This is a genomic window from Carnobacteriaceae bacterium zg-84, from assembly GCA_013874835.1.
Classification (GTDB): Bacteria; Bacillota; Bacilli; order Lactobacillales; family Aerococcaceae; genus WM01.
Window position 1 is genome coordinate 1,882,888 of the sequence record CP059430.1, and the last position, 21,803, is coordinate 1,904,690.

Here is a 21,803-nt window from a genome sequence, read left to right on the forward strand (position 1 = left end):
CATTTTTATCCACATTTTCTGTGGATAACTATCTAAACTGCGTTTGATATAACTGATAATACAACCCTTTTTGATGCATCAATTCCTCATGGCTACCCTGTTCTTGAATACCATTTTCAGTCATAAAGATAATTCTATCCGCATGTTGAATCGTTGCTAATCTATGCGCAATAATCAATGTTGTTCTTCCTTGTGCTAATTCATCAAAAGATTCTTGAATAACTTTTTCCGTATGACTATCCAAAGCACTTGTCGCCTCGTCTAAAATAAGCACATCTGGATTTTTTAAAAAAATACGGGCAATAGATAAACGTTGTTTCTGCCCACCAGATAAGCGAACGCCTCTTTCACCAATTTCGGTATCAATACCATTTGGCATTTTTTCAATCACATCTAATAAATGTGCTCGTTTCACTGCCTCCCACACTTCTTCATCAGTAGCATCTAATTTACCATATAAAATATTTTCTTTAATCGTGCCACCAAACAGAAAAATATCCTGTTGTACAATGCCAATGCGTTTTCTTAACGAATGTTGTGTCATATCCTTAATAGAGATTCCATTAACAAGAATATCCCCACTACTTGCCTCATAAAACCGTGGTAATAAATGACACAACGTTGATTTTCCTACACCACTCGGTCCAACAAGAGCCACTTTTTCTCCTTCACGAATAGATAAATGAATGTCCTTTAACACAACATTCTCATCATTATATTGAAAAGAAACATGATCATAGACAATATCGCCTTTTAATGTTTCAATATCAATCGCATTTGGACTATCAACAATTTCAGGTTCTCTAGCAAGTTCTTCGGTAAATCGTTGAAATCCTGCTAATCCCTTAGGATACATTTCAATCATAATATTGATAAGCTCAATCGGCCTAACAAAAACATTTGTCAATAAAATAAAACCTGTAAAAACACCCGGCGATAAGTTATCATGAATTGTAAAATACGCCCCAAAAAGCAATGCAAACAAATTCACTAAACGAATGAGCAAATAATTAAACGACGACACATTTCCCATTGTTTTATAAAACTGTCTTTTTGCTTTTTTATAAATGATAATCAATCTTTTAAATTTTTCTTTTTCATACGCTTCATTTGAAAATGCCTTAACAACACGAATACCGCTAATTGTATTTTCTAACCCAACATTAAACTCTGCCAAATTTTCATAAATACGTGTATTGATTTTTTTCATTTTACGACTAAAAATAGCTACCGCAACAGCCATTAAAGGCACTAAAATACTCGTTAAAATCGCTAAAGTCGGATGAATTTGATACATCAACACAAAACCACCAACAAAAGTCATGCACGTCACAAATAAATCTTCTGGACCATGATGTGCCAATTCACTAATTTCAAATAAATCACTTGTCAATCGACTCATCAATGTACCTGTTTTCGTTTCATCAAAATAACGAAAAGATTGTTTCTCAATATGTTCAAATAATTCATAGCGCATATCGTTTTCAATATACACACCAAGCAAATGACCAAAATAAACCACAATATATTTTAAATAAGTATTCAACAAATAAAAACCTAATAATCCGATTGATACAAATAAAACAGTTGAAAAATGATTTTGAGGTACAATCGTATCAATAACATACTTCACAACAATAGGAAATAACAATTCTAAAACAGCTGCCAAAACAGCACACCCAAAATCTAAAAAAAATAATTTTTTATAAGGTCTATAATAACGGTAAAATCTTCTTAACATTTCCCTCTCCTTATGAATAAATCGTGTTGGAATAAAAATTCCAACACGATAAAATACTATAAAATACTATTGATATGCTCCAAACATTTTTCTTTACCTAATGCTTCAATAGCTTTTCCTAACTCTGGACCATGTGTTTGTCCACTGACAGACACACGAATTGGCATAAATAAGTTTTTACCTTTAATGCCTGTTTCTTTTTGCACACTCTTAATTGCTGCAGAAATTTCTGCTTCATGGAATGGCACCAATACTTCCAATCGTTCTTTGAACGCTTCGATAACTGTTTTGGCTGTTTCTGCTTCTAACACTTCTTTTGCTTCATCTGATAAATGTAATTCATCTTCGAAGAAAAATTTCACTAAATCAACAATTTCCGCACCATAACTAATTTGCTCATGGAATAATTTTACAATTTTTGCTACATGAACAAGTTCTAATTCAGACACCGGTTCTTTCACATATCCTGCTTCAATTAAATGAGGCATTGCCAATTCAACAACACGATGTAAAGATTGTTTTTTCATATAAACATTGTTGACCCACTCTAATTTTTTCGCATCAAATGCCGCTGGCGATTTACTCAAACGTTTTTCATCAAATAATTTAATAATATCTTCTTGATCAAAGATTTCCTCTTCACCCACTGGTGACCAACCTAATAATGCAATAAAGTTAAACATCGCTTCAGGTAGATACCCCAAGTTTTTGTATTGTTCAATAAATTGTAATACTGACTCATCACGCTTAGATAATTTTTTACCCGTTTGACTATTCATAATCAATGTCATATGTCCAAATTGAGGTCTTTCCCAACCAAATGCATCATAAATCATCAACTGCTTCGGTGTATTCGCAATATGTTCATCTCCACGCAACACATGTGTAATATCCATAAAATGATCGTCCACAACTACCGCAAAATTATACGTTGGCATACCGTCACGTTTTAAAATAACGAAATCTCCACCAATACTTTTTGATTCAAACGAAATATCACCTTTTACAAGATCATTAAACGCAAATACTTGATTTTCTGGTACACGGAAACGAATAACAGGTGTACGTCCTTCTGCCTCAAAGGCTTGTCTTTCTTCCTCTGTTAAATATGCATGAGCACCATTATAATGTGGCATTTCTCCACGTGCCTGTTGTCTTTCTCTTTCAGCCTCTAATTCTTCTTCTGTACAATAGCATTTGTAAGCTTTATCTTCTTTTAATAATTGTTCAATCAGTGGGTTATAAATATGCTCTCTTTCTGATTGACGATATGGAGCATATTTTTCATTTGGTTTATCCGGACCTTCGTCCCATGTAATACCTAACCAATCTAAGTTCTCTAACTGACTTTTTTCTCCGTGCTCTATATTACGTTTTTTATCCGTATCTTCAATACGAATAATAAATTCACCACCATGATGTCTAGCAAATAAATAATTGAATAATGCTGTTCGAGCATTTCCTATATGTAGATTTCCTGTTGGACTTGGTGCATAGCGTAATCTCATTTTTTTAGACATGTGTATCCTTCTTTCTATCCTTTATGATGTTCTTTTATTTTTCTTTGTGAATGAATTGGTTTTGCAAAAACCATACGTCCCGCTGCCGTTTGCAACGCACTCGTTACGACAACATCTAGCTGTTCATTCATATAATGTTTTCCATCTTCAACAACAATCATCGTACCGTCTTCCATGTATGCAATACCTTGCTGACGCTCACTTCCGTCTTTGACAATTAATACCGTCATCTCTTCTCCAGGCAAGACAACCGGTTTAATTGCATTGGCTAATTCATTGACATTTAACACTTTTACATTTTGAAATTCACAAACTTTGTTCAAATTATAGTCATTCGTTAAGACCGTACCTTCTAAAACTTTGGCTAATTTCACAAGTTTGCTATCTACTTCTGGAATATCTTCAAAATCTCCCTCGTAAATATCAACAGTGATACTTTCTGATTTTTGCAATCTATTCAAAATATCTAACCCACGTCGACCTTTTGCTCTTTTTAATGAATCTGCCGAATCTGCAATATATTGCAACTCATGAACAACAAATAATGGTACAACTAAAGTTCCTTCCAAAAAACCCGTATCAACAATATCAGCAATACGACCATCTATAATCACGCTCGTATCCAATACTTTATGTCGATAAAATGTATCGCCCTCTCGTCTTTGTAAAATTTCAGTTTCAACTTGTTGAGGTTTTAATTGCTGCGCAACTTTTTTCCAATTATCTGGACGTCTTGTCCCAACACGGAATCCTAAATAGCCAAAAGATACGATTAAGACAACTGGTAAAATATCCGAAACACCCGGTATTTGAATATAATTAAAAATAATACTCAATAAGGTACCAATCACCAATCCAACAATAGCACCTATACTTCCGAATAATAAATACAATGGTGATTTATTATCTAAAAATTTTTCAACTGACTCTAATATAGCAATAATCTTATTCGATAAGAGAAATGAACATAATAAACCAAAAATACCACCAATTACAATATTTGTAATATCTTTTTCGAATAAGCCATGCTTCATGGATAATAGTTCCCACACCGTTGGTAACCATAATAACGCAACACTACTACCAACGAGGGTGAAAATAAAATGTATAATATATTTTCCAATATTTTTTTTCATACTCAACCTCTATTTAAAAATAATATGTAATGCTTCTTTTATAGTAGCAATGCCTATCACTTCAATATTTTTATACTCTGGTAAACCTACCAAATTATTTTTTGGAATAAAAATACGTTTAAATCCTAACTTACTCGCTTCTTTAATGCGATCCGTAATTTGACTAACACGTCTTATTTCCCCAGTTAAACCAATTTCACCAACAAAAGCATCAGTTAAAGCCGTTTCCTTTTCCCAATAGCTAGATGCCAAACTCACAGCAATCGCTAAATCAATAGCCGGTTCGTCTAATTTAACACCACCTGCCACTTTAAAATAAGCATCTTGCATTTGTAAAAGCATACCAGCTCTTTTTTCTAAAACAGCCATAATTAAAGCCACACGATTATAATCTAACCCACTTGCTGTACGTCTTGCATTCCCAAATGCTGTTGGCGTGATTAAACATTGAACTTCAACTAGTATAGGACGTGTTCCCTCAACCGAAACCACAACAGCTGAACCATTAGCACCTTTGATACGTTCTTCAAGGAAAAATTCAGACGGATTTTTAATTTGCTTCAAACCATGTTGACTCATCTCAAAAACACCTATTTCATTCGTTGAACCAAAACGGTTCTTCACCGCTCTTAACATACGAAAACTTTGATGTTTTTCTCCCTCAAAATATAATACTGTATCAACCATATGTTCTAACATTCTAGGCCCGGCTATTGTCCCTTCTTTTGTCACATGCCCAACAATGAAAATAGCAATATTATTCGCTTTAGCCGTATGCATCAACGTAGCCGTATTCTCTCTTATTTGAGAAACACTACCCGCTACACCTGAGGACGCTTGCTCATGTACCATTGTTTGAATGGAATCGATAATGACATACTGAGGTTTTATCGTTTCAATGGCTTGTAAAACACTTGTCATATCGGTTTCTGGATAAATATAAAACTCTCCGTCTTTAATGCCTAAACGCTCCGCTCGCATTTTAATTTGACTGGCACTTTCTTCTCCAGACACATATAAAACACGCTGTTTTAATGCATGTAATTGAGCAGATACTTGTAATAACAACGTCGATTTCCCAATCCCTGGATCCCCTCCAATTAACACAAGTGAACCCGATACAATACCTCCACCTAAAACTCTATCTAACTCATCTATTCTTGTGGATAGACGATTTTCTTTTGTATATAAAATATCTTTAATAGGAAGTGCTTTTGTTGTATTTCCTGAAAAATCTTGACGCTTTGACACAGCTTGATTTGATACATGTACCGTTTCTTCTTCTAAGGTTGACCACTGCTGACAATTTGGACATTTTCCCATCCATTTAGCAGATTCATAACCACACGATTGACAGACATATTTTGTTTCTTTTTTCTTCGCCATATCCATCCTCTAATGTGAAGCAGAACCAGATGAACCAAACCCACCTGTTCTTTCTCCGACAGTTTCATCATTATCCGCTTTTAAAAACGGGATAAAAATACCCTGTCCAATACGATCGCCTTTTTCAATCACTTTATCCGTCAACCCAAAATTCCACATTTGAAAATAAATATGTCCTTCATTACTTTCATTATTGTAATAATCGGCATCAATCACACCCACACCATTAGGCAATACTAAAAAATGTTTTAATGGATTACTTGAACGGTTTGTTAATTGTAAATACTCATCTTCTTGCATATACGCCTTAATACCCGTTGGCACTAAAATTGGTTTTAACGCTTTCTCACGCTCTTGTCTTTCTTCTTGTGTTTCCTTAGATAAAAAAGTATCGTAAATCCACTGCTTAGCATCAATCGCTACTGACTTAAAGATGATTTTCCAAATACTTGGTAAAACAATCGTTTCAGCAGATTCAAAGTCATACCCCGCCGCTTTATGTGTTGCACGTTTTGGTAAATTGATATTTTTATCTTTATATTGACTAATTACTTCAAATCCTCTTTTCATGTCAAACCTCCTAAAAGTCGCTATTCCTACTATACCAAAAAATTGACTTATTTTGAACTATTGCGTGCGATTTCACCTACAATTTTTTAAAAAATTGTTATTAAGAGTAAAAGAATGTATAATATACTTACATTTTATCTCGTAAGGAGAATCATTGTGTTAAATAAAACGAAACAAAATAAATTTTCCAAAGTAGAAAATCTATCAACAAATGAAAAAATGTTACACGGAACAGCATGGCTATCTATTGGATTGCTGATTTCAAGAATTATCGGTGCTTTATACATTATCCCTTGGTCAAGGTGGATTGGAGAACACTATAATGTTGCCAATGGACTATATGCACTTGCCTATGCACCCTATATTTTATTTTTGGATATTGCAACGGCAGGTTTCCCATTAGCCATTACAAAACAAATTTCTCAACTCAACGCTAGAGGCGAATACAAAGCCAGTATGTCACTTTTCAAAAATAGTATGCTCATCATGATTGGTTTAGGAGCTTTTTCTTGCCTAACATTCTACGGATTAGCAGATTATATCGCTTCAATAAGCGTTGTACCAACAGGTAATGTCAATGATAGTGTACTCATTCTACGCTCTCTTGCACCTGCTATTTTAATTATCCCACCAATTAGTTTACTAAGAGGCTTTTTCCAAGGATTCCAGCAGATGACAACACCTGCTTTATCTCAAATATTAGAACAAGTCGTACGTGTGTCATACATGCTAGGTGCTACTTTTTATATTATGAAAATAGCCAAAGGCTCTTTAGTTGAGGCTGTATCACAATCAACATTTGCAGCATTTATTGGAGCATTTGTCACACTCATCTTTTTACTATTTGAATTGTATAAAGAACGTTACTATATTTTTGAAAAAATAAAACTCGGCAAACAAACCGTTTCTTTTTCTATTTTAGACAGCTTTAAACTTGTCTTAAAAGATTCTATTCCTTTTGTTGTCATGAGTACCGGAACATCTTTATTAGCACTGATTGATAACTTCAGCTACAACGGCATTATGAACGAATTTTCAACAATGACAAAAGACGAAATTGCCAATTCATTTGCTTGGTTTAGTGCTAATGCCGCTAAATTAACAAATATTGTCGGCTCTATCACTATGGCAATTACAGCAAGTGCTATTCCAAACATTGCCGCACTATACCATAGAAAAGACAAAAAACAATTATCTTTAGCCGTAACAAAAGACATTGAATTACTTTGCTTTTTAGTCATTCCAAGTGCCATTGGTTTATTCATCGTATCTAATGCTATTTATGCTGTTTTTTACGGCTCAATCGACGGTGCACATGTCTTAAAAATCTTTTGCATTAACTTAATTATTACTGGATTTTTCAGTATGTTCGTCAGCATCATACAAAGTACAGGAAAACACATGATTGCTATTAAAAGTTTATCCATTTTACTTTTATCAAAATTAACCTTTACACTTATTTTAACAGCTATCTTTAAAGAAAATGGTCCCGGTCTATCCTCTGTTGTAGCAACCATTTTAGCAACCATTTATCTATTCGATGAACTCTTTAAGTTAACAAAATTTGATACAACATACATCATCAAAAAAACGACTAATATTATTTTTGCCACGCTAGCCATGACCGCTATATCCTTAATCATTTACAACATATTGGTTATCCTATTACCAGCAAACAATAATATGGCAAACCTATTTATTGTCTTTATAACAGCTATTTTTGGTGGTCTTACCTATATTTACTTTACATTAAAATTAAATATTATGGACAGTATTTTACCAAAACAAGCACTTCAATTCAGACGATTATTGAAAAAATGGAATCTATAAAAATAGAGTAAACCAACACCGGTTTACTCTATTTTTTCAGAGCTTTTAAAATCGTTTTAATTCATAATTATCCATAAAGTATTCAATATTTCCTTCAAAACTACGCTTAAATTGCAAAACGCCATAATCAGCTGCATCCATCTCTAAAAATTGTTTTGATGTCCCATAAAAATTAAAATACATAAATTTGTTCTCAATAGCATATAGCATCATTGTATAAATCATCGCAGACGGACCTTCAAAACGACTAAACTTATCCATGCTTCCACTTGAAAAATAAATAAAATCTTGACCCGATTCAATAAAACTAGCACACGATAAATAAATCATATCCCCCTCTTGTGCTTGCAACTCAAGAGTTTTTTCACGTTTTGTTTGCCAAACAACCGTATTTTCTTTCAGTTCTTTCAATTTATTTTCCGTTTTCTTAACATTCACTTTTCCTAATGCTAGTTTTTCAGATAAATCTAATTGTTCACGCTCTAACTGATCAATCGTTTGTTCTATATTTTCTAAATAAACAGGACAATCTATATAGGTCACCATAAAATGAACATGCTTACCCAGAACAGATTTCATCGTTTGAAAATAAGCAATATCTCTTGTTTTAACACCATTTCTCAATTCCGTTTCCTTATTGATTGTATTGAAAATATGAGCATCATGTGTATCAAATATATCTATTTCTCTAACTAAAACGCCTTCCTTCATCGTTTTATTGATAGTATAACGCGTTTTTTGAGGAAATTGTTTCAATAAATCTTTTCCATTTATATCACCTAATGACTTCGTATAAACACATTGTGTTGGCAATGTTAAATCATCAAACATATCCATATTTAATGCTTTAAATTGTAAATCAGATAAAATAGCATCCACATCCGTAGCTACTTGATTATCACCCATATACGTCACATCTTCATAAAAACGTTGAGATAAGAATGGATTTACTCTGACAGATACCACACGCCACTGTTTCATAAAATATTGTTTAATCTGCTTAAAATAAAAAGTAACCAACTCTTTATCTGTATAATCCATTATCGGACCATATTGTGCTGTCACACGATAAAATATTTTTTTATGTCTAAAATACAAAAAAATACCATAAGCCAATAATGTATCATTTTCTATCACGGCAAGAATACGATGTTTTAACTTATTTTTTTCTGCCATACGTGCATAGTCATAACTTTGCGAGAAAAAATAGCGAGATGTATTTTTTATTTGATATGCTTTTAATGTGTCTATATCCAATTCCAAAAATTGCATAATTTTTCCTCCTTTATCAATAAATTATCCTTAAATTATAGCATAAAAATTTATCTTTATTTTTTATTAAACGTTTTCAGACAAATTTAAATTTTTATGCTATAATAGAAGCATGAATAAACATTCATAAATGTTATATAAAGGAGCGATGATTATGTTAACATTCAATATTCGGGGAGAAAACATCGAAGTAACAGAGGCACTACGCCTATACAACGAGAAAAAAATTGGAAAGCTAGAAAAATATTTTAGCCACGTACCAAATGTTGTCGCCCATGTTAATCTAAAAGTTTATCCAGACAAAAATGCAAAAGTTGAAGTAACCATTCCTTTACCTTACATTGTCTTACGTGCTGAGGAAACAACAAGTGACTTATACGGTAGTATTGATTTAGTCATTGAAAAATTAGAAAGACAAATTCGCAAATATAAAACAAAAATTCAAAAGAAATCTCGTGAACACGGATATTCTTTTGAACCAACAACATCTCCAGTAGAAACTACTAAAGATGAAGAAACAGATGAATTAGAAATTGCACGTATCAAACGTATTCCATTTAGACCAATGGATAGCCAAGAAGCATTATTACAAATGAACCTTTTAGGACATGACTTCTTTGCTTACATTGACATTGAAACAGAAGAACTATGTGTGGTATATCGTCGTAAAGATGGAAAATATGGTTTGATTGAAGCTGAAAGATAATATGGATAAAAAGTGAAATTTCCTTTATACTATATAGGGATTTCACTTTTTTTATGCAAAACACTAAACAAAGAAAGGACTCAATATATGGAGCACCATGAATTAAAAGCTATCAATTATAAAAGCTGCTTTGACGTTATCGGACCTATCATGGTTGGACCGTCAAGCTCACATACAGCAGGCGCTATTCGTATCGGTGCTTTAGCCCGTACTTTATTTGGTGAAACACCTACTAGTATTTCTTGCAGATATTATGAGTCCTTTGCACAAACGCATAAAGGACATGGAACAGATTATGCTATTATTAGTGGTGTCTTAGGTTTTGAAATGGACGATGCACGTGTTCCTAATGCTGTAAACATTGCTCTTTCACAAAATATAGACATTGAATTTATTGAAGATAATCATCCAAGTCCTGTTAATCATGCTAACACAGCAGATTTAACACTACGTCATAATAATAAAATTGTACGTCTTATTGGTACATCTATCGGTGGAGGCATGGTAGAAGTTCGTTATTTACAATTAGATACATTTGTCATTGAACCAAATGGTCCTATTCCGATTGTAGTGCTTTTAACAAAAAACACATTATTAAAACAACACTTAAAAGATACATTTACAAAACTAAAAATGGACATTCTGGATATAAAAGAAACGCAAAATGAAACACATACTTTATATGTATTTGAATTAGGACAACTCATTACCAATCATATAAAAACAGAATTGTATCGCATTTTGGAACACGAAACTTTTTATATTTTAGAATAGGAGTTACAACTTTATGTATATGACGATTAAAGAGATTATTGATGCTGCTAATCAACATCAATGCTCCATATCAGAACTGATGATTCAACAAGAAATGAAAACAACAGATTTACCCCGACATGTGATATGGGAAAAAATGGAAAAAAACTTAGATGTGATGAAAAAAGCAGTAGAGAGAAGCTCAACTGGAGATGGTGTTTTTTCTCCAACAGGTTTAACTGGAGGAGATGCCGTTAAAATGAAAAAATATAGAGAAAATGGTAAAACACTCTCTGGCGACGCTGTTCTAGCCGGTGTTCAATATGCTTTAGGCACAAATGAAGTCAATGCCGCTATGGGTGTCGTTTGTGCCACACCTACAGCAGGTGCAAGTGGTACTTTACCCGGTGTTATTTTTTCCATTGCAGACACACTAAAATTAACAAAAGAACAACAAATTCGTTGTTTATTCACATCTGCTCTATTTGGTATGGTTGTTGCTAACCGTGCCATGATTGCCGGTGCCGTTGGTGGATGCCAAGCTGAAGTCGGAAGTGCCTCCGCTATGGCAGCCGCAGCTGCTGTTGAAGCAGCCGGTGGCACACCACAACAATGCTCAGAAGCTTTTTCCATCTCACTTGGCAACTTACTAGGTCTTGTATGTGATCCCGTTGCAGGTCTAGTGGAAATTCCTTGCGTCAAACGTAATGCTATTGGTGCAACAAATGCTCTCATCGCTGCCGATATGGCACTTGCTGGGATTACCAACCCAATACCAGCCGATGAAACGATTGATGCGATGCGTTCTATCGGACTACGCATGCCAAGGGAATTAAAAGAAACCGGACTAGGTGGTACAGCAGCCACAAAAACAGGTATTGATATTGCCATAAAAATACTAGGCAGAGATATGTCGATACACCCTGATAATACAGACTAAAAAATGCAATGGCTTCTCCACGACGTCATTGCATTTTTTACATAAACAAGTTTATTTTACATTGTATAAAAAATTTAAATGACATGACAAAATATAGATAAAAACATAAAGAAAAACGGCGATAAAAGATAGAAAAACAGAGAGTATTATTCAATCCCCAAGTGAAAACAAATGTTTTTCAACAAAGGATATAGAAGAATGATTAGAACATAAATCTTCCAGAACAAAATTATTATCTGAATTGATAGCCAGTAATATACTAATGCCCATCGGAGAAAACAAAAATAGAAAATATACAAATAACTCATCTAAAAAATAAAACACGAAGACAACAGATGATACATCCCCTCCTTACTGGACAAACCAGTAAGGAGGGGATGTATCATCTTCGCACGTCTATTTTTTTATTTTCTCAACCAAGTGCATCAATGGATTTATTGTTTTAGTAAATGAACCAATCAACACGTTCAGCTCGCCACCAAATTGACGTTTATAATTGAAGTTTCCCGTTTTATTTTGGCTATCCGCCACTTCAATAGTACCGTAAAAATTATAATCCTTATTTTCACGATATGCATATCGAATCATGTCCCAGTTAATCATCGTCGAACCACCAAAATTCAAATACTCACGATAAGAACCACCCAAAATCGAAACAACCTCTTGCCCATAACACATGAACAAATAGGACGACAACGGTAAAAATGTTTCTGTCACATGTAGCTGTTCAAACTGCTCTTGACGTTTGACATAACTTTGTAATTGATCTTTAGCATCTGTTATATACCCTTTTGTTTTTTTGCTTAAAGGGCTACTTTCAAGTTCAACAATGCGATTTTGAAAAGCATCAATCTGATTTTGCAAATAATCCGTATACGCTTTACAATCTAAATATGCCAACATAAAACGTGCATCTTTTTTAAAATATTTTTTCAATAGTTCAAAATATAAAAAGGGTTGCACAGCAAAACCTTTTCTGCCACCTGTCGACACTAAAATACGATAAAATGTATCTAACTCATCTTCTTGTAATTCCCGAACTTTGACATGTGATTCATCAAACTTTTTCAAATCACGTTTCAAAGCATTCGAAAATGCATCATAAATGGCTTCTTCATTGTCATATTGATGCAATGGTTTTACAAACATTTGCCCAACAACATGAACCGTATCTTCCGAATGCACCGTATGTACATAACCGCATGATGTTAGATAGTCAATAACATCATTGTACTGATTGTCTTTTACAATATTTAATGACGTATCTATTTGTTGTTGAATTAAATAAGGATGTATCATAAAACGTGATACTTTTTCATGTTTAAAGTATATCTCCAACGCTTCAAAACATTCTTTGACAATGTCCATATTTGTATAATCTAACAAAGGTCCCTGTAAAATAATTGCTTCCTTAAAAAAACGATACCTTTTACGAATATTGATAATGGCTTGACCAATCACATGTCCATTCTTCTCAAAGACAACACGCTGACTATCTAAAAAATTTCTTCTTTCTAACTGCGTACTCGCAATTTCCGTTGATTGTAAAAAATTACTCGTACTATAATTTAACTGACTTTGTTTATAAATCTCATCTGTTACTTTTTTGACTATAACACTCATATTTATCTCCATTATTTTTATTCTTAACAAGGACGTATATCATATTGAATTGTGTATTCTCCAAAAATATCATCTTTTTCTTTTAACTGATATGCAAATACTATTTTTTTCAATAAATCTTCAAAAATATCCACATTTAACATCATTGTATGCACATCTAACAACAAATGAGATTGTGGTAATTGATAAAGCATTTCCGTGACATACTCCATTGAAAATACCATACGTTTGACATGATGATTTTCCCACAAACACGTGATGGTGTGTGTGACTTTATCATATTTCACAGTCACTTTTCCATACTCAGCATCTTTGTAACGCAAATAGTAACAATGATTTTTCTCTATGAGATGACCAATATATTCTTTTTTTACTTTTAAAACATTCTCTTGTTTAATGGTTGATATAAAATTTATTTTTACTTTTCTCATGATCTTATTCCTAGTGCAATACGAGCATAGCGTGACATTCTATCAGTTGTCCAAACAGGCTCCCAAACTAATTCAACATCAACACTTTGAACATGTTCTAATTTCAATAATTCTTCTTGTATATTTTCAATAATCATATCTGCTAAAGGACAGCCCACCGTTGTTAGTGTCATTTTTATATGACAATGCCCTTTTTCCTCTAATTCAATACCATAGACTAAACCTAAATTAACAATATCAATGCCTAACTCTGGGTCAATCACATTTTCTAAAGCCTCTAAAATATCATTTTTGATTTTTTCAATCATTTCTTGACTTACTTCACTCATTCTCTTCTCCTATAAATCGAACTTCTGTTTCTAAACGAACCCCGAATACTTCATAAACTTTTTCTTGAACATAAGCGATCAACTGCTTATAATCCGTCGCTGTACCAGAATCAACATTGACCATAAATCCCGCATGTTTTTTAGAAACTTCTATTCCTCCAATACGATGCCCTTGTAGATGTGCATCTTGTATTAGCTTTCCTGCAAAATACCCTTCTGGACGTTTAAAAACACTTCCACAAGACGGATACTCTAATGGTTGTTTTTCTCGTCTTAATTGCATCAATCGGTCCATTTCTGCCAAAATATCTTCTTTATGACCTTTTTGTAAAACAAAAGTCGTTTGTACAACAATATCGCCAGTTTCCTGTATCAAACTATGACGGTATCCAAATACCATTTCTTTATTCGTATAAGTTTTGTACTCCCCCGTTTTTGTCACAACATCCACAGAATATAAAACGTCTTTTATCTCACCACCATAAGCACCAGCATTCATAAATACAGCACCCCCAACATTTCCGGGAATACCGCAAGCAAACTCTAAACCTGTTAAACTTTGTTGTGCAACATAGTCTGTTAATTCAGTAAGTACAACACCACTTTCTACACGAACTGTCGTATCGTCCACCACAAGATTAGTCATTTTCTCAAGCATAATGACAACGCCACGAATACCTCCGTCTGTCACAATCACATTACTAGCATTTCCCAACACTAAAAATGGAATTTTTTTATCATTTAAAAATAATACTAAATCACGAATATGCTCTTTCGTTTCTGGGAACACAAGAGCATCTACTTTTCCACCCGTTTTCGTATATGTATAACGGTTTAATGGCTCATCAAGCAAAATATTGATTGTTGGAAATACATCTAACAATTCTTTTCTCCACATTTTCATTGCCTCTCTTTATTAAGCTTAACTTTATAATAGTACAAAATGAAAAAAAAAGCACTTAAAATTATAAGAGCTAGTTGAGATGTACCCAACTAGCTCTTGTTTAATCTGTTAAAATTGAAAATCCTAAACTTTGACTATCTCTTAAAAACATTTGTACTGTTTCTAATGAATATTGCGTTAAATCTTTATCTTTTAAACTTAATTTTTGAATTAAATCTGATGTACACGTAATAATGTCTACACCTAAAGCATTTGCTTGATAAATATTAAATGTTTCTCTAGGACTTGCCCATAATAACTCAATCGCTTTTTTCTCTCGGCAAATATCTAAAGATTTTTGCATAATAGGCATTGGATCAACACCCGTATCAGCAATTCTTCCAGCAAAAACAGAAACAATAGATGGCACACCACTTGTTAAAGAATCAACAACCGTTCTAACTTGCTCTAGTGTAAAGATTGCTGTTACATTTAACTTGATACCTCTTTGTGACAAACGCTCGATTAAAGGTGCTGTTGACTCTCCTTTTCCATTTGTCACAGGAATTTTCACATAAACATTCTCTCCCAAAGCATTTAATACTTCTGCTTCTTTTTCCATTGTTTCTAAGTCATCTGCAAATACTTCAAAAGAAACTGGATAATCTTTAATATGTGCTAATACTTTTTTAGCAAAATCTATATAGCTATCAATCCCAGCTTTTTTCATTAAGCTAGGATTAGTTGTAAAACCTGTTACGATTCCTAATGATAAATCATGTAACATCGTTTCTAAAACTGCTCCGTCTGAATAAATTTTAATTGTTAAATCTTCAGCCATATATATGCTCCTTTATTCCGCTTTATTATTTAAAGCTTCTTTTGATTTAGACATAAATGATGGTACCACTAAAACCAATGCTAATAAGCCCACGATAACAAAAATACCAATTTGTCCAAAACCTTCACCTAAACGACCTAATAAAATACCTAAAATACCAAAGTCAACATCACCAAAAGTTGTATTGCTGAATCCTAAATTTCCTAAAACTGGTAAACATAAAGCTGGTAAAAAGGCTAATAATAAACCATTAACAAAAGAACCAATCATCGCACCTCGTCTACCACCCGTTGCATTACCATAAATACCTGCTGTTGCACCACAGAAGAAATGAGGAACCATACCTGGAATAATGAGTACACCACCTGTAACACCTAAAATCAACATACCAATAAATCCACCTAAAAAACTAAATGCGAACCCAATAATAACGGCTGTTGGTGCATAAGGGAAAAATACAGCACAATCCACTGCTGGAACAGCATTTGGAATAATTTTTGTAGCAATACCTTCAAAGGCAGGAATTAAATCAGATAAAATCATACGAACACCGGCATAAACAATAGCTACACCAACAGCAAATGTTAACCCACTTGTTACAGCAAAAATCCATGGATTTTTTCCATCAGATAAAGTAGACACAAATTCTGGACCTGCCGCAATAGCAGCAATCAAATAGAATAACACCATAATTAAAGCTGTAGAAATTGTCGTATTTCTTAAAAAACTCCACGTTTCAGATACTTGTAAATCTTCTGTATTTTTACTATTTTTACCAACTAAACTTCCAATAAAAGCAGATAAATAATAACCTATACTACCAAAGTGTCCCATGGCAATTTCATCACCGTCAGTTACTTTTAAAGTATATTTTTGACCAATAGCTGGTGAAATAGCAGACCAAGCACCCATGATAAATCCACCAACGATAATCAATGTTACTCCTGAAAATTTCAAAGCACCTAAAACTGCAGATAATAAGCACGCCATAAAGAAACTGTGATGGCCTGTTAAAAAGATGTATTTATAACGTGTAAATCTAGCAATTAGTAAATTAAAAACAAGTCCCATGACTAAAATAGACATTGTTTCAACACCAAGTATTTTTTGTGCAACGGAAGTTACTGCCTCATTATTTGGCACAACACCTGTAATATGAAATCCTTTTTGAATCATTTCGGCTAATGGAGATAAATGATTAACGATAACACCTGCTCCAGCGGCTAACATTAAATAACCTAAAATTGGTCCCAATGTTCCCGTCATGACTTTATGTGCAGGTTTTTTTAACGCAACAAGACCAATAAACGCAATCAATCCCATTAAAAAAGACGGTTCACTTAAAATATCTTTAATAAATTCCATTTTCTATACCTCCTCATTTTTCAATAATTCTAATGCTGGTATTAAATCTTCTTCAATTTTTTTACGATTTGTATAACTTTGAACAATACAAACACGTGTATTTTCTGGAAAAATATCTTTAAATTCTTTTACTGTTACAAATAAATCTGCTTGTTGACCAGTTGCTGCATTTGAATCACATGACTCTGCAACAACATCAATACCTAAACTTTTAGCAATACTTTCAACTTTCATTTTCAACAACAAACTACTGCCGATACCATTGCCACATACCGTAATAATTTTAATCATCTTCATCCTCTCCTTTTTGTACTGTTTGCTCGATAATAGACATCAGTTCATCAACTGTTTTTGCTTGAATCATTAACTCAATAGCATTTTCATCATCTAAAATACTTGCTAATTGTTGTAATGCTTTTAAATGTAAAATAGAATCCACAGCTGCTAATACAAAAATTAAATGCACTTTTTTATCTTCATCATTTTCTTCTGAAAGATTAAAATCAACTGCTTCTTTTAACTGCAATAAACTAATACCTAATTTATAAACATTGTCAGGTTTTGCATGAGGTACAGCAACTTTTGGTGCCAAAACAATATATGGTCCTAATGTTTGAATAGATGCAATCATGTCATCTATATAAGCTGATTGAATATACCCATGCTCTAATAAAGGTTTCGATGCAATATGAATTGCTTCTTTCCAATCACTGACACTTTCTACTTGTTGGACTAATTTTTTATCCAATAATGTTGTCAATGCTAATCCCTCCGTATTGATACTTGCTTGTTGATTACCCACAAAATAATGCATCAATGCATCTTCTAAAGAAACCGATTCATGAATGGTTGTATATGTAGAAATAATTTTCATGATTTCTTTAATATCTATGTATTGTTCTTGATGAATTTGAAAATCTTCATATACCATTCGTTTTAATAACAATTTTTCAATAGCATTCATTAACGGCTGTACAACATAAACTTTCTTAGAAGATTCAAAAAAAACTGTTGAAAAAATCATATCGTAATCATCGAGAGATTGATGTTCTATATCATCTAATTGATGAACTTCTTTAAAGAAAATATCTGGCATTAGTGCTTTTAATTCTGACTGTAACAATAAAGAAGAACTAATACCATTTGGACAAACGGATAAAGCAACTAAAGATTTTTTCGTTGTTGTCTTTATCATTTTTAAATATCCACCAAAATGTATAGTAAAATAAGCAACTTCATCATCACTAATTGGTTTTTGAACAACATCACTTAAAGGAGCTAAACTTTTTTTAATCAAATAAAATAAAGCATGATATTCTTTCATAATTTGTTCCTTTAGTGGATTGATTAAATGAATACCAAATAATAGACGATAATATGACGGTACTAAATGATGATATAAATTTTTTCTGAATAATAATGAATCTTCAAATTGAACTGCTGTATTTGCTTTTACTAAATCAATAATTTTATTCATAATATCGTAGACCTCACGATTCGAAAAATCTTCTTTTTCTCCTTGTAGGCACCCTAATATACGACTAAAAATAAATAATTTTTCTCTTTCTATATTCGGATATTTTTCAACTAATTTTTCAGTAATGATGTAAGCAGGTGTATAAGATAAATTTTTTTCATTTATATCTGTAAAAACAACACATTCTTCTAAAGCGATTTCATTTAAAATACTAATCAAATAACAGACTTCTTTTGATTTCTCTGCAATAAAATAACAATGACATTCTCTTGCTGTTTCAATAAATAAAGCCGTTATATCATCTATTTTTAAATTCAAATCATTTTCAAGTGCAATATACTGAATTAACCATTTTCCAGTATCAAACAATAATAAATGATCAATGGCATATTCAATCATTTGACGAATGGATAATGCACTTCCTTTAAAATGGTATCCTTTACTTCTTGTATAATGCACCGTTACATCAAAAATAGATATTTTTTCTTTTAATTTTTTTAAATCAAGTAAAATAGAATTTTTACTCATTTGCAATAAACTTTGTAAATGATAATTTGACACAAATTGTTTATTTGTCACAATATATAAAATCATCAAATACAAACGTTCTGTTTGTCCAGCATAGTCATAAATACGATGTTTTATTTTAGAAAATATATCCGTTTCTGTAATACTTGGTACATATATCCTATCGTTTTCAATCAAAATAGTTGGCATACTGTATTCTTGAAAAAAACTATTCATTTTTTCAATATCTGACAATAATCCTCGACGATTCGTATTTAAAATTTTTTCAAATTCCTCTATTTTGTGTGCATGATATTTAGAAAAAATTGGAATTTTTTTAATGAGCTCATTCAATAACATTTCAATTCCTCCCATTACTAATATAAAGCAATTTTAAAACGTTATCAAAAGAAATTTGGCACAAATAAATGCTACTGAAAACAATTTCATTTGTGCCAAAGATAATCCATTTTTTTGACATCTATTAAAAATACTTTATAATATGGTATGCTTTTTAGAAAGACTTTAGAAAGGAATAAAGATAGCGCCAGACCATTAAATTGGTGACGAGGAAGAAGTTTATCGAACATTCGGCGGATGACTTCAGGTTTGTGAAATCTAAAGAATATAACAAAACAATACTTATTGACAAACATATATTCATTCACCTAAAAAGCAAATTTATTTTTTAGGAGGTTAACATGTGTGGAATTGTCGGTTACATTGGTAACAAACAAGCACAAACAATTTTATTAGACGGATTACAAACATTAGAATACAGAGGCTACGACTCAGCCGGTATTTACGTTGTATCTAACGGAGTTGGACATTTATTTAAAGAAGTAGGACCTATTGCTCAATTAAAAAATCACACAGATTTTTCTATTCCTGCAACTTATGGAATAGGACACACACGATGGGCAACACATGGCGTTCCAAGTCTTGTCAATGCACATCCTCATCAATCTTACAATCAACGTTTTACACTTGTTCATAATGGTGTCATTGAAAATTACAAAGAATTAAAAGAAACTTACTTACAACATATAAACTTAAAAGGACAAACAGACACTGAAATCATTGTTTGCCTTATTGCTCTATTTGTTGAAAAAGACGCATTATCAACAAAAGATGCTTTTAAAAAAGTATTAAACTTAATTCATGGTTCGTATGCTTTTGCCCTCATTGATGAACAAACACCAAATACATTATTTGTGGCAAAAAATAAAAGCCCTCTATTAATTGGTGTTGGAAAAGACTTCAATATGGTATGTAGTGACGCAATGGCAGGAATTAAACAAACCAATCAATTTATCGAATTACACGACAAAGAATTTGTTGTGTTAACAAAAGATGCCATTATCATAGAACAAGACGATATACCTATTTCAAGAGAACCTTTTACAGCACAAATAGATGCTACGGACATAGAAAAAGGTACTTATCCTTACTACATGCTAAAAGAGATTGATGAACAACCTGCTGTTTTAAGACGAATTATTAAATCTTATACACAAAACGACACACTAACTATTCCAAATGACATTAAAACAACTATTCAATCATGTGATAGAATATATATTATTGCATGTGGAACAAGTTATCATGCAGGATTAATTGGAAAATATTACCTTGAAACATTTGCAAAAATACCCACTGAAGTACACATTGCTAGTGAATTTTCATACCAACTACCACTTCTATCAGAAAAGCCATTCTTTATCTTTATTTCACAAAGTGGAGAAACAGCTGATAGCAGACAAGCTCTCGTTAAAATCAATGAGTTTAAATATCCATCCTTAACGATAACAAATGTGGCAGGATCTACACTATCAAGAGAAGCAACTTATACATTATTATTGTATGCAGGACCAGAAATTGCTGTTGCATCAACAAAAGCCTATACAGCACAAATTTCTGTATTAGCAATCCTTGCTTATGTACTATCAAAAGAACCATTATCATTTGATTTAAAACACGAACTATCTCTTGTTGCCAATGGTATGGAAAGCATTATTGAACAAAAAGAAACCATTCATGAGATTGCTAAAGATTTTCTAGCACATTCAAGAAACGCATTCTTTATTGGACGCGGTTTAGACTATTTTGTTTCTTTAGAAGCTGCATTAAAACTAAAAGAAATTTCATACATTCAAACAGAAGGTTTTGCAGCTGGAGAATTAAAACATGGTACAATAGCATTAATTGAAGAAAATACTCCTGTTTTTGCTATCATGACACAAGAAAACCTTGTCTTAAACACAAGAGGAAACATTCAAGAAGTAAAAGCACGTGGTGCAAAAACATGTACCTTTGTAGATGAAACATTCGCAACTCAAGAAGACCAATTTTTATTACCTCATGTTTGCGACTATTTTTCTCCACTTATTTCAATCATACCAACCCAATTACTTGCCTATTATGCAACTTTAGAATTAGGATATGATATAGATAAACCAAGAAACTTAGCCAAAAGCGTTACAGTAGAATAGG

At 32.6% G+C, this 21,803-nt stretch carries 19 protein-coding genes; 5 read left to right on the forward strand and 14 right to left on the reverse strand.

Going from position 1 to position 21,803, the window contains the following annotated elements:
* Positions 1-28: 28 nt before the first annotated feature.
* Genes H1220_08930 through H1220_08950 form a run of 5 tightly spaced genes read right to left on the reverse strand, consistent with a single transcriptional unit; the run spans position 29 to position 6,353 of the window.
* Positions 29-1,741, reverse strand: a complete 1,713-nt coding sequence (locus tag H1220_08930; GenBank protein ID QMI85793.1) for an ABC transporter ATP-binding protein — start codon at positions 1,739-1,741, stop codon at positions 29-31.
* 56 nt (positions 1,742-1,797) lie between these two features.
* Positions 1,798-3,261: a glutamate--tRNA ligase gene (locus H1220_08935; protein QMI85794.1), complete on the reverse strand. Its 1,464-nt coding sequence runs from the start codon at positions 3,259-3,261 to the stop codon at positions 1,798-1,800.
* A 14-nt stretch (positions 3,262-3,275) separates the two neighbouring features.
* A complete protein-coding gene (locus H1220_08940; protein QMI86701.1) occupies positions 3,276-4,385 on the reverse strand; it encodes a PIN/TRAM domain-containing protein in 1,110 nt (369 codons plus the stop codon).
* A gap of 21 nt (positions 4,386-4,406) precedes the next feature.
* On the reverse strand, positions 4,407-5,783 hold the full coding sequence (gene radA, locus H1220_08945; GenBank protein QMI85795.1) for a DNA repair protein RadA: 1,377 nt from the start codon (positions 5,781-5,783) through the stop codon (positions 4,407-4,409).
* A 9-nt stretch (positions 5,784-5,792) separates the two neighbouring features.
* Positions 5,793-6,353, reverse strand: coding sequence for a dUTP diphosphatase (locus H1220_08950; GenBank protein ID QMI85796.1), 561 nt, complete (start codon positions 6,351-6,353; stop codon positions 5,793-5,795).
* Positions 6,354-6,509: 156 nt separating this feature from the next.
* On the opposite strand from H1220_08950, the gene H1220_08955 reads away from it, so the two are divergent.
* On the forward strand, positions 6,510-8,183 hold the full coding sequence (locus tag H1220_08955; protein QMI85797.1) for a polysaccharide biosynthesis protein: 1,674 nt from the start codon (positions 6,510-6,512) through the stop codon (positions 8,181-8,183).
* A gap of 45 nt (positions 8,184-8,228) precedes the next feature.
* Here H1220_08955 and H1220_08960 read toward each other — a convergent pair whose 3' ends face one another.
* On the reverse strand, positions 8,229-9,455 hold the full coding sequence (locus H1220_08960) for a peptidoglycan bridge formation glycyltransferase FemA/FemB family protein (GenBank protein ID QMI85798.1): 1,227 nt from the start codon (positions 9,453-9,455) through the stop codon (positions 8,229-8,231).
* 154 nt (positions 9,456-9,609) lie between these two features.
* On the opposite strand from H1220_08960, the gene raiA reads away from it, so the two are divergent.
* From raiA to sdaAA, 3 genes are all read left to right on the forward strand, one after another.
* Positions 9,610-10,161 (forward strand): ribosome-associated translation inhibitor RaiA, encoded by a 552-nt coding sequence (gene raiA / locus H1220_08965; GenBank protein ID QMI85799.1) that lies wholly within the window; start codon positions 9,610-9,612, stop codon positions 10,159-10,161.
* A gap of 87 nt (positions 10,162-10,248) precedes the next feature.
* Positions 10,249-10,935 (forward strand): serine dehydratase, encoded by a 687-nt coding sequence (locus H1220_08970; GenBank protein ID QMI85800.1) that lies wholly within the window; start codon positions 10,249-10,251, stop codon positions 10,933-10,935.
* A 13-nt stretch (positions 10,936-10,948) separates the two neighbouring features.
* Positions 10,949-11,854: an L-serine ammonia-lyase, iron-sulfur-dependent, subunit alpha gene (gene sdaAA, locus H1220_08975; protein ID QMI85801.1), complete on the forward strand. Its 906-nt coding sequence runs from the start codon at positions 10,949-10,951 to the stop codon at positions 11,852-11,854.
* Positions 11,855-12,250: 396 nt separating this feature from the next.
* Here the strand turns inward: sdaAA and H1220_08980 are convergent, their stop codons facing one another.
* The 8 genes from H1220_08980 to H1220_09015 all read right to left on the reverse strand — a co-directional run bounded on the left by H1220_08980 (position 12,251) and on the right by H1220_09015 (position 19,670).
* The gene (locus H1220_08980; protein QMI85802.1) at positions 12,251-13,477 is read right to left on the reverse strand and encodes a peptidoglycan bridge formation glycyltransferase FemA/FemB family protein; all 1,227 of its coding nucleotides are present in this window, start codon (positions 13,475-13,477) and stop codon (positions 12,251-12,253) included.
* Between the two features lie 23 nt (positions 13,478-13,500).
* Entirely contained in the window at positions 13,501-13,908 is a 408-nt protein-coding gene (locus H1220_08985) for a DUF1934 family protein (GenBank protein QMI85803.1), read from the reverse strand.
* On the reverse strand, positions 13,905-14,237 hold the full coding sequence (locus tag H1220_08990; protein QMI85804.1) for a metal-sulfur cluster assembly factor: 333 nt from the start codon (positions 14,235-14,237) through the stop codon (positions 13,905-13,907). The genes H1220_08985 and H1220_08990 overlap by 4 nt, the downstream gene beginning before the upstream one ends.
* A complete protein-coding gene (gene murB, locus H1220_08995) occupies positions 14,230-15,135 on the reverse strand; it encodes a UDP-N-acetylmuramate dehydrogenase (GenBank protein QMI86702.1) in 906 nt (301 codons plus the stop codon). Before murB ends, H1220_08990 begins: the two co-directional genes overlap by 8 nt.
* 106 nt (positions 15,136-15,241) lie before the next feature.
* Positions 15,242-15,961 carry a transaldolase gene (locus H1220_09000; GenBank protein QMI85805.1) on the reverse strand — a complete coding sequence of 240 codons (720 nt, stop codon included), beginning with the start codon at positions 15,959-15,961 and terminating at the stop codon, positions 15,242-15,244.
* 12 nt (positions 15,962-15,973) lie between these two features.
* Entirely contained in the window at positions 15,974-17,326 is a 1,353-nt protein-coding gene (locus tag H1220_09005) for a PTS ascorbate transporter subunit IIC (GenBank protein QMI85806.1), read from the reverse strand.
* A gap of 3 nt (positions 17,327-17,329) precedes the next feature.
* Positions 17,330-17,617 (reverse strand): PTS sugar transporter subunit IIB, encoded by a 288-nt coding sequence (locus H1220_09010; protein ID QMI85807.1) that lies wholly within the window; start codon positions 17,615-17,617, stop codon positions 17,330-17,332.
* Entirely contained in the window at positions 17,610-19,670 is a 2,061-nt protein-coding gene (locus tag H1220_09015) for a BglG family transcription antiterminator (protein QMI85808.1), read from the reverse strand. Before H1220_09015 ends, H1220_09010 begins: the two co-directional genes overlap by 8 nt.
* A 341-nt stretch (positions 19,671-20,011) precedes the next feature.
* Here H1220_09015 and glmS point away from each other — a divergent pair, with 341 nt between their 5' ends.
* Complete coding sequence (gene glmS, locus H1220_09020; protein ID QMI85809.1) at positions 20,012-21,802, forward strand: glutamine--fructose-6-phosphate transaminase (isomerizing); 1,791 nt, start codon at positions 20,012-20,014, stop codon at positions 21,800-21,802.
* The last annotated feature ends 1 nt before the right edge of the window (position 21,803 follow it).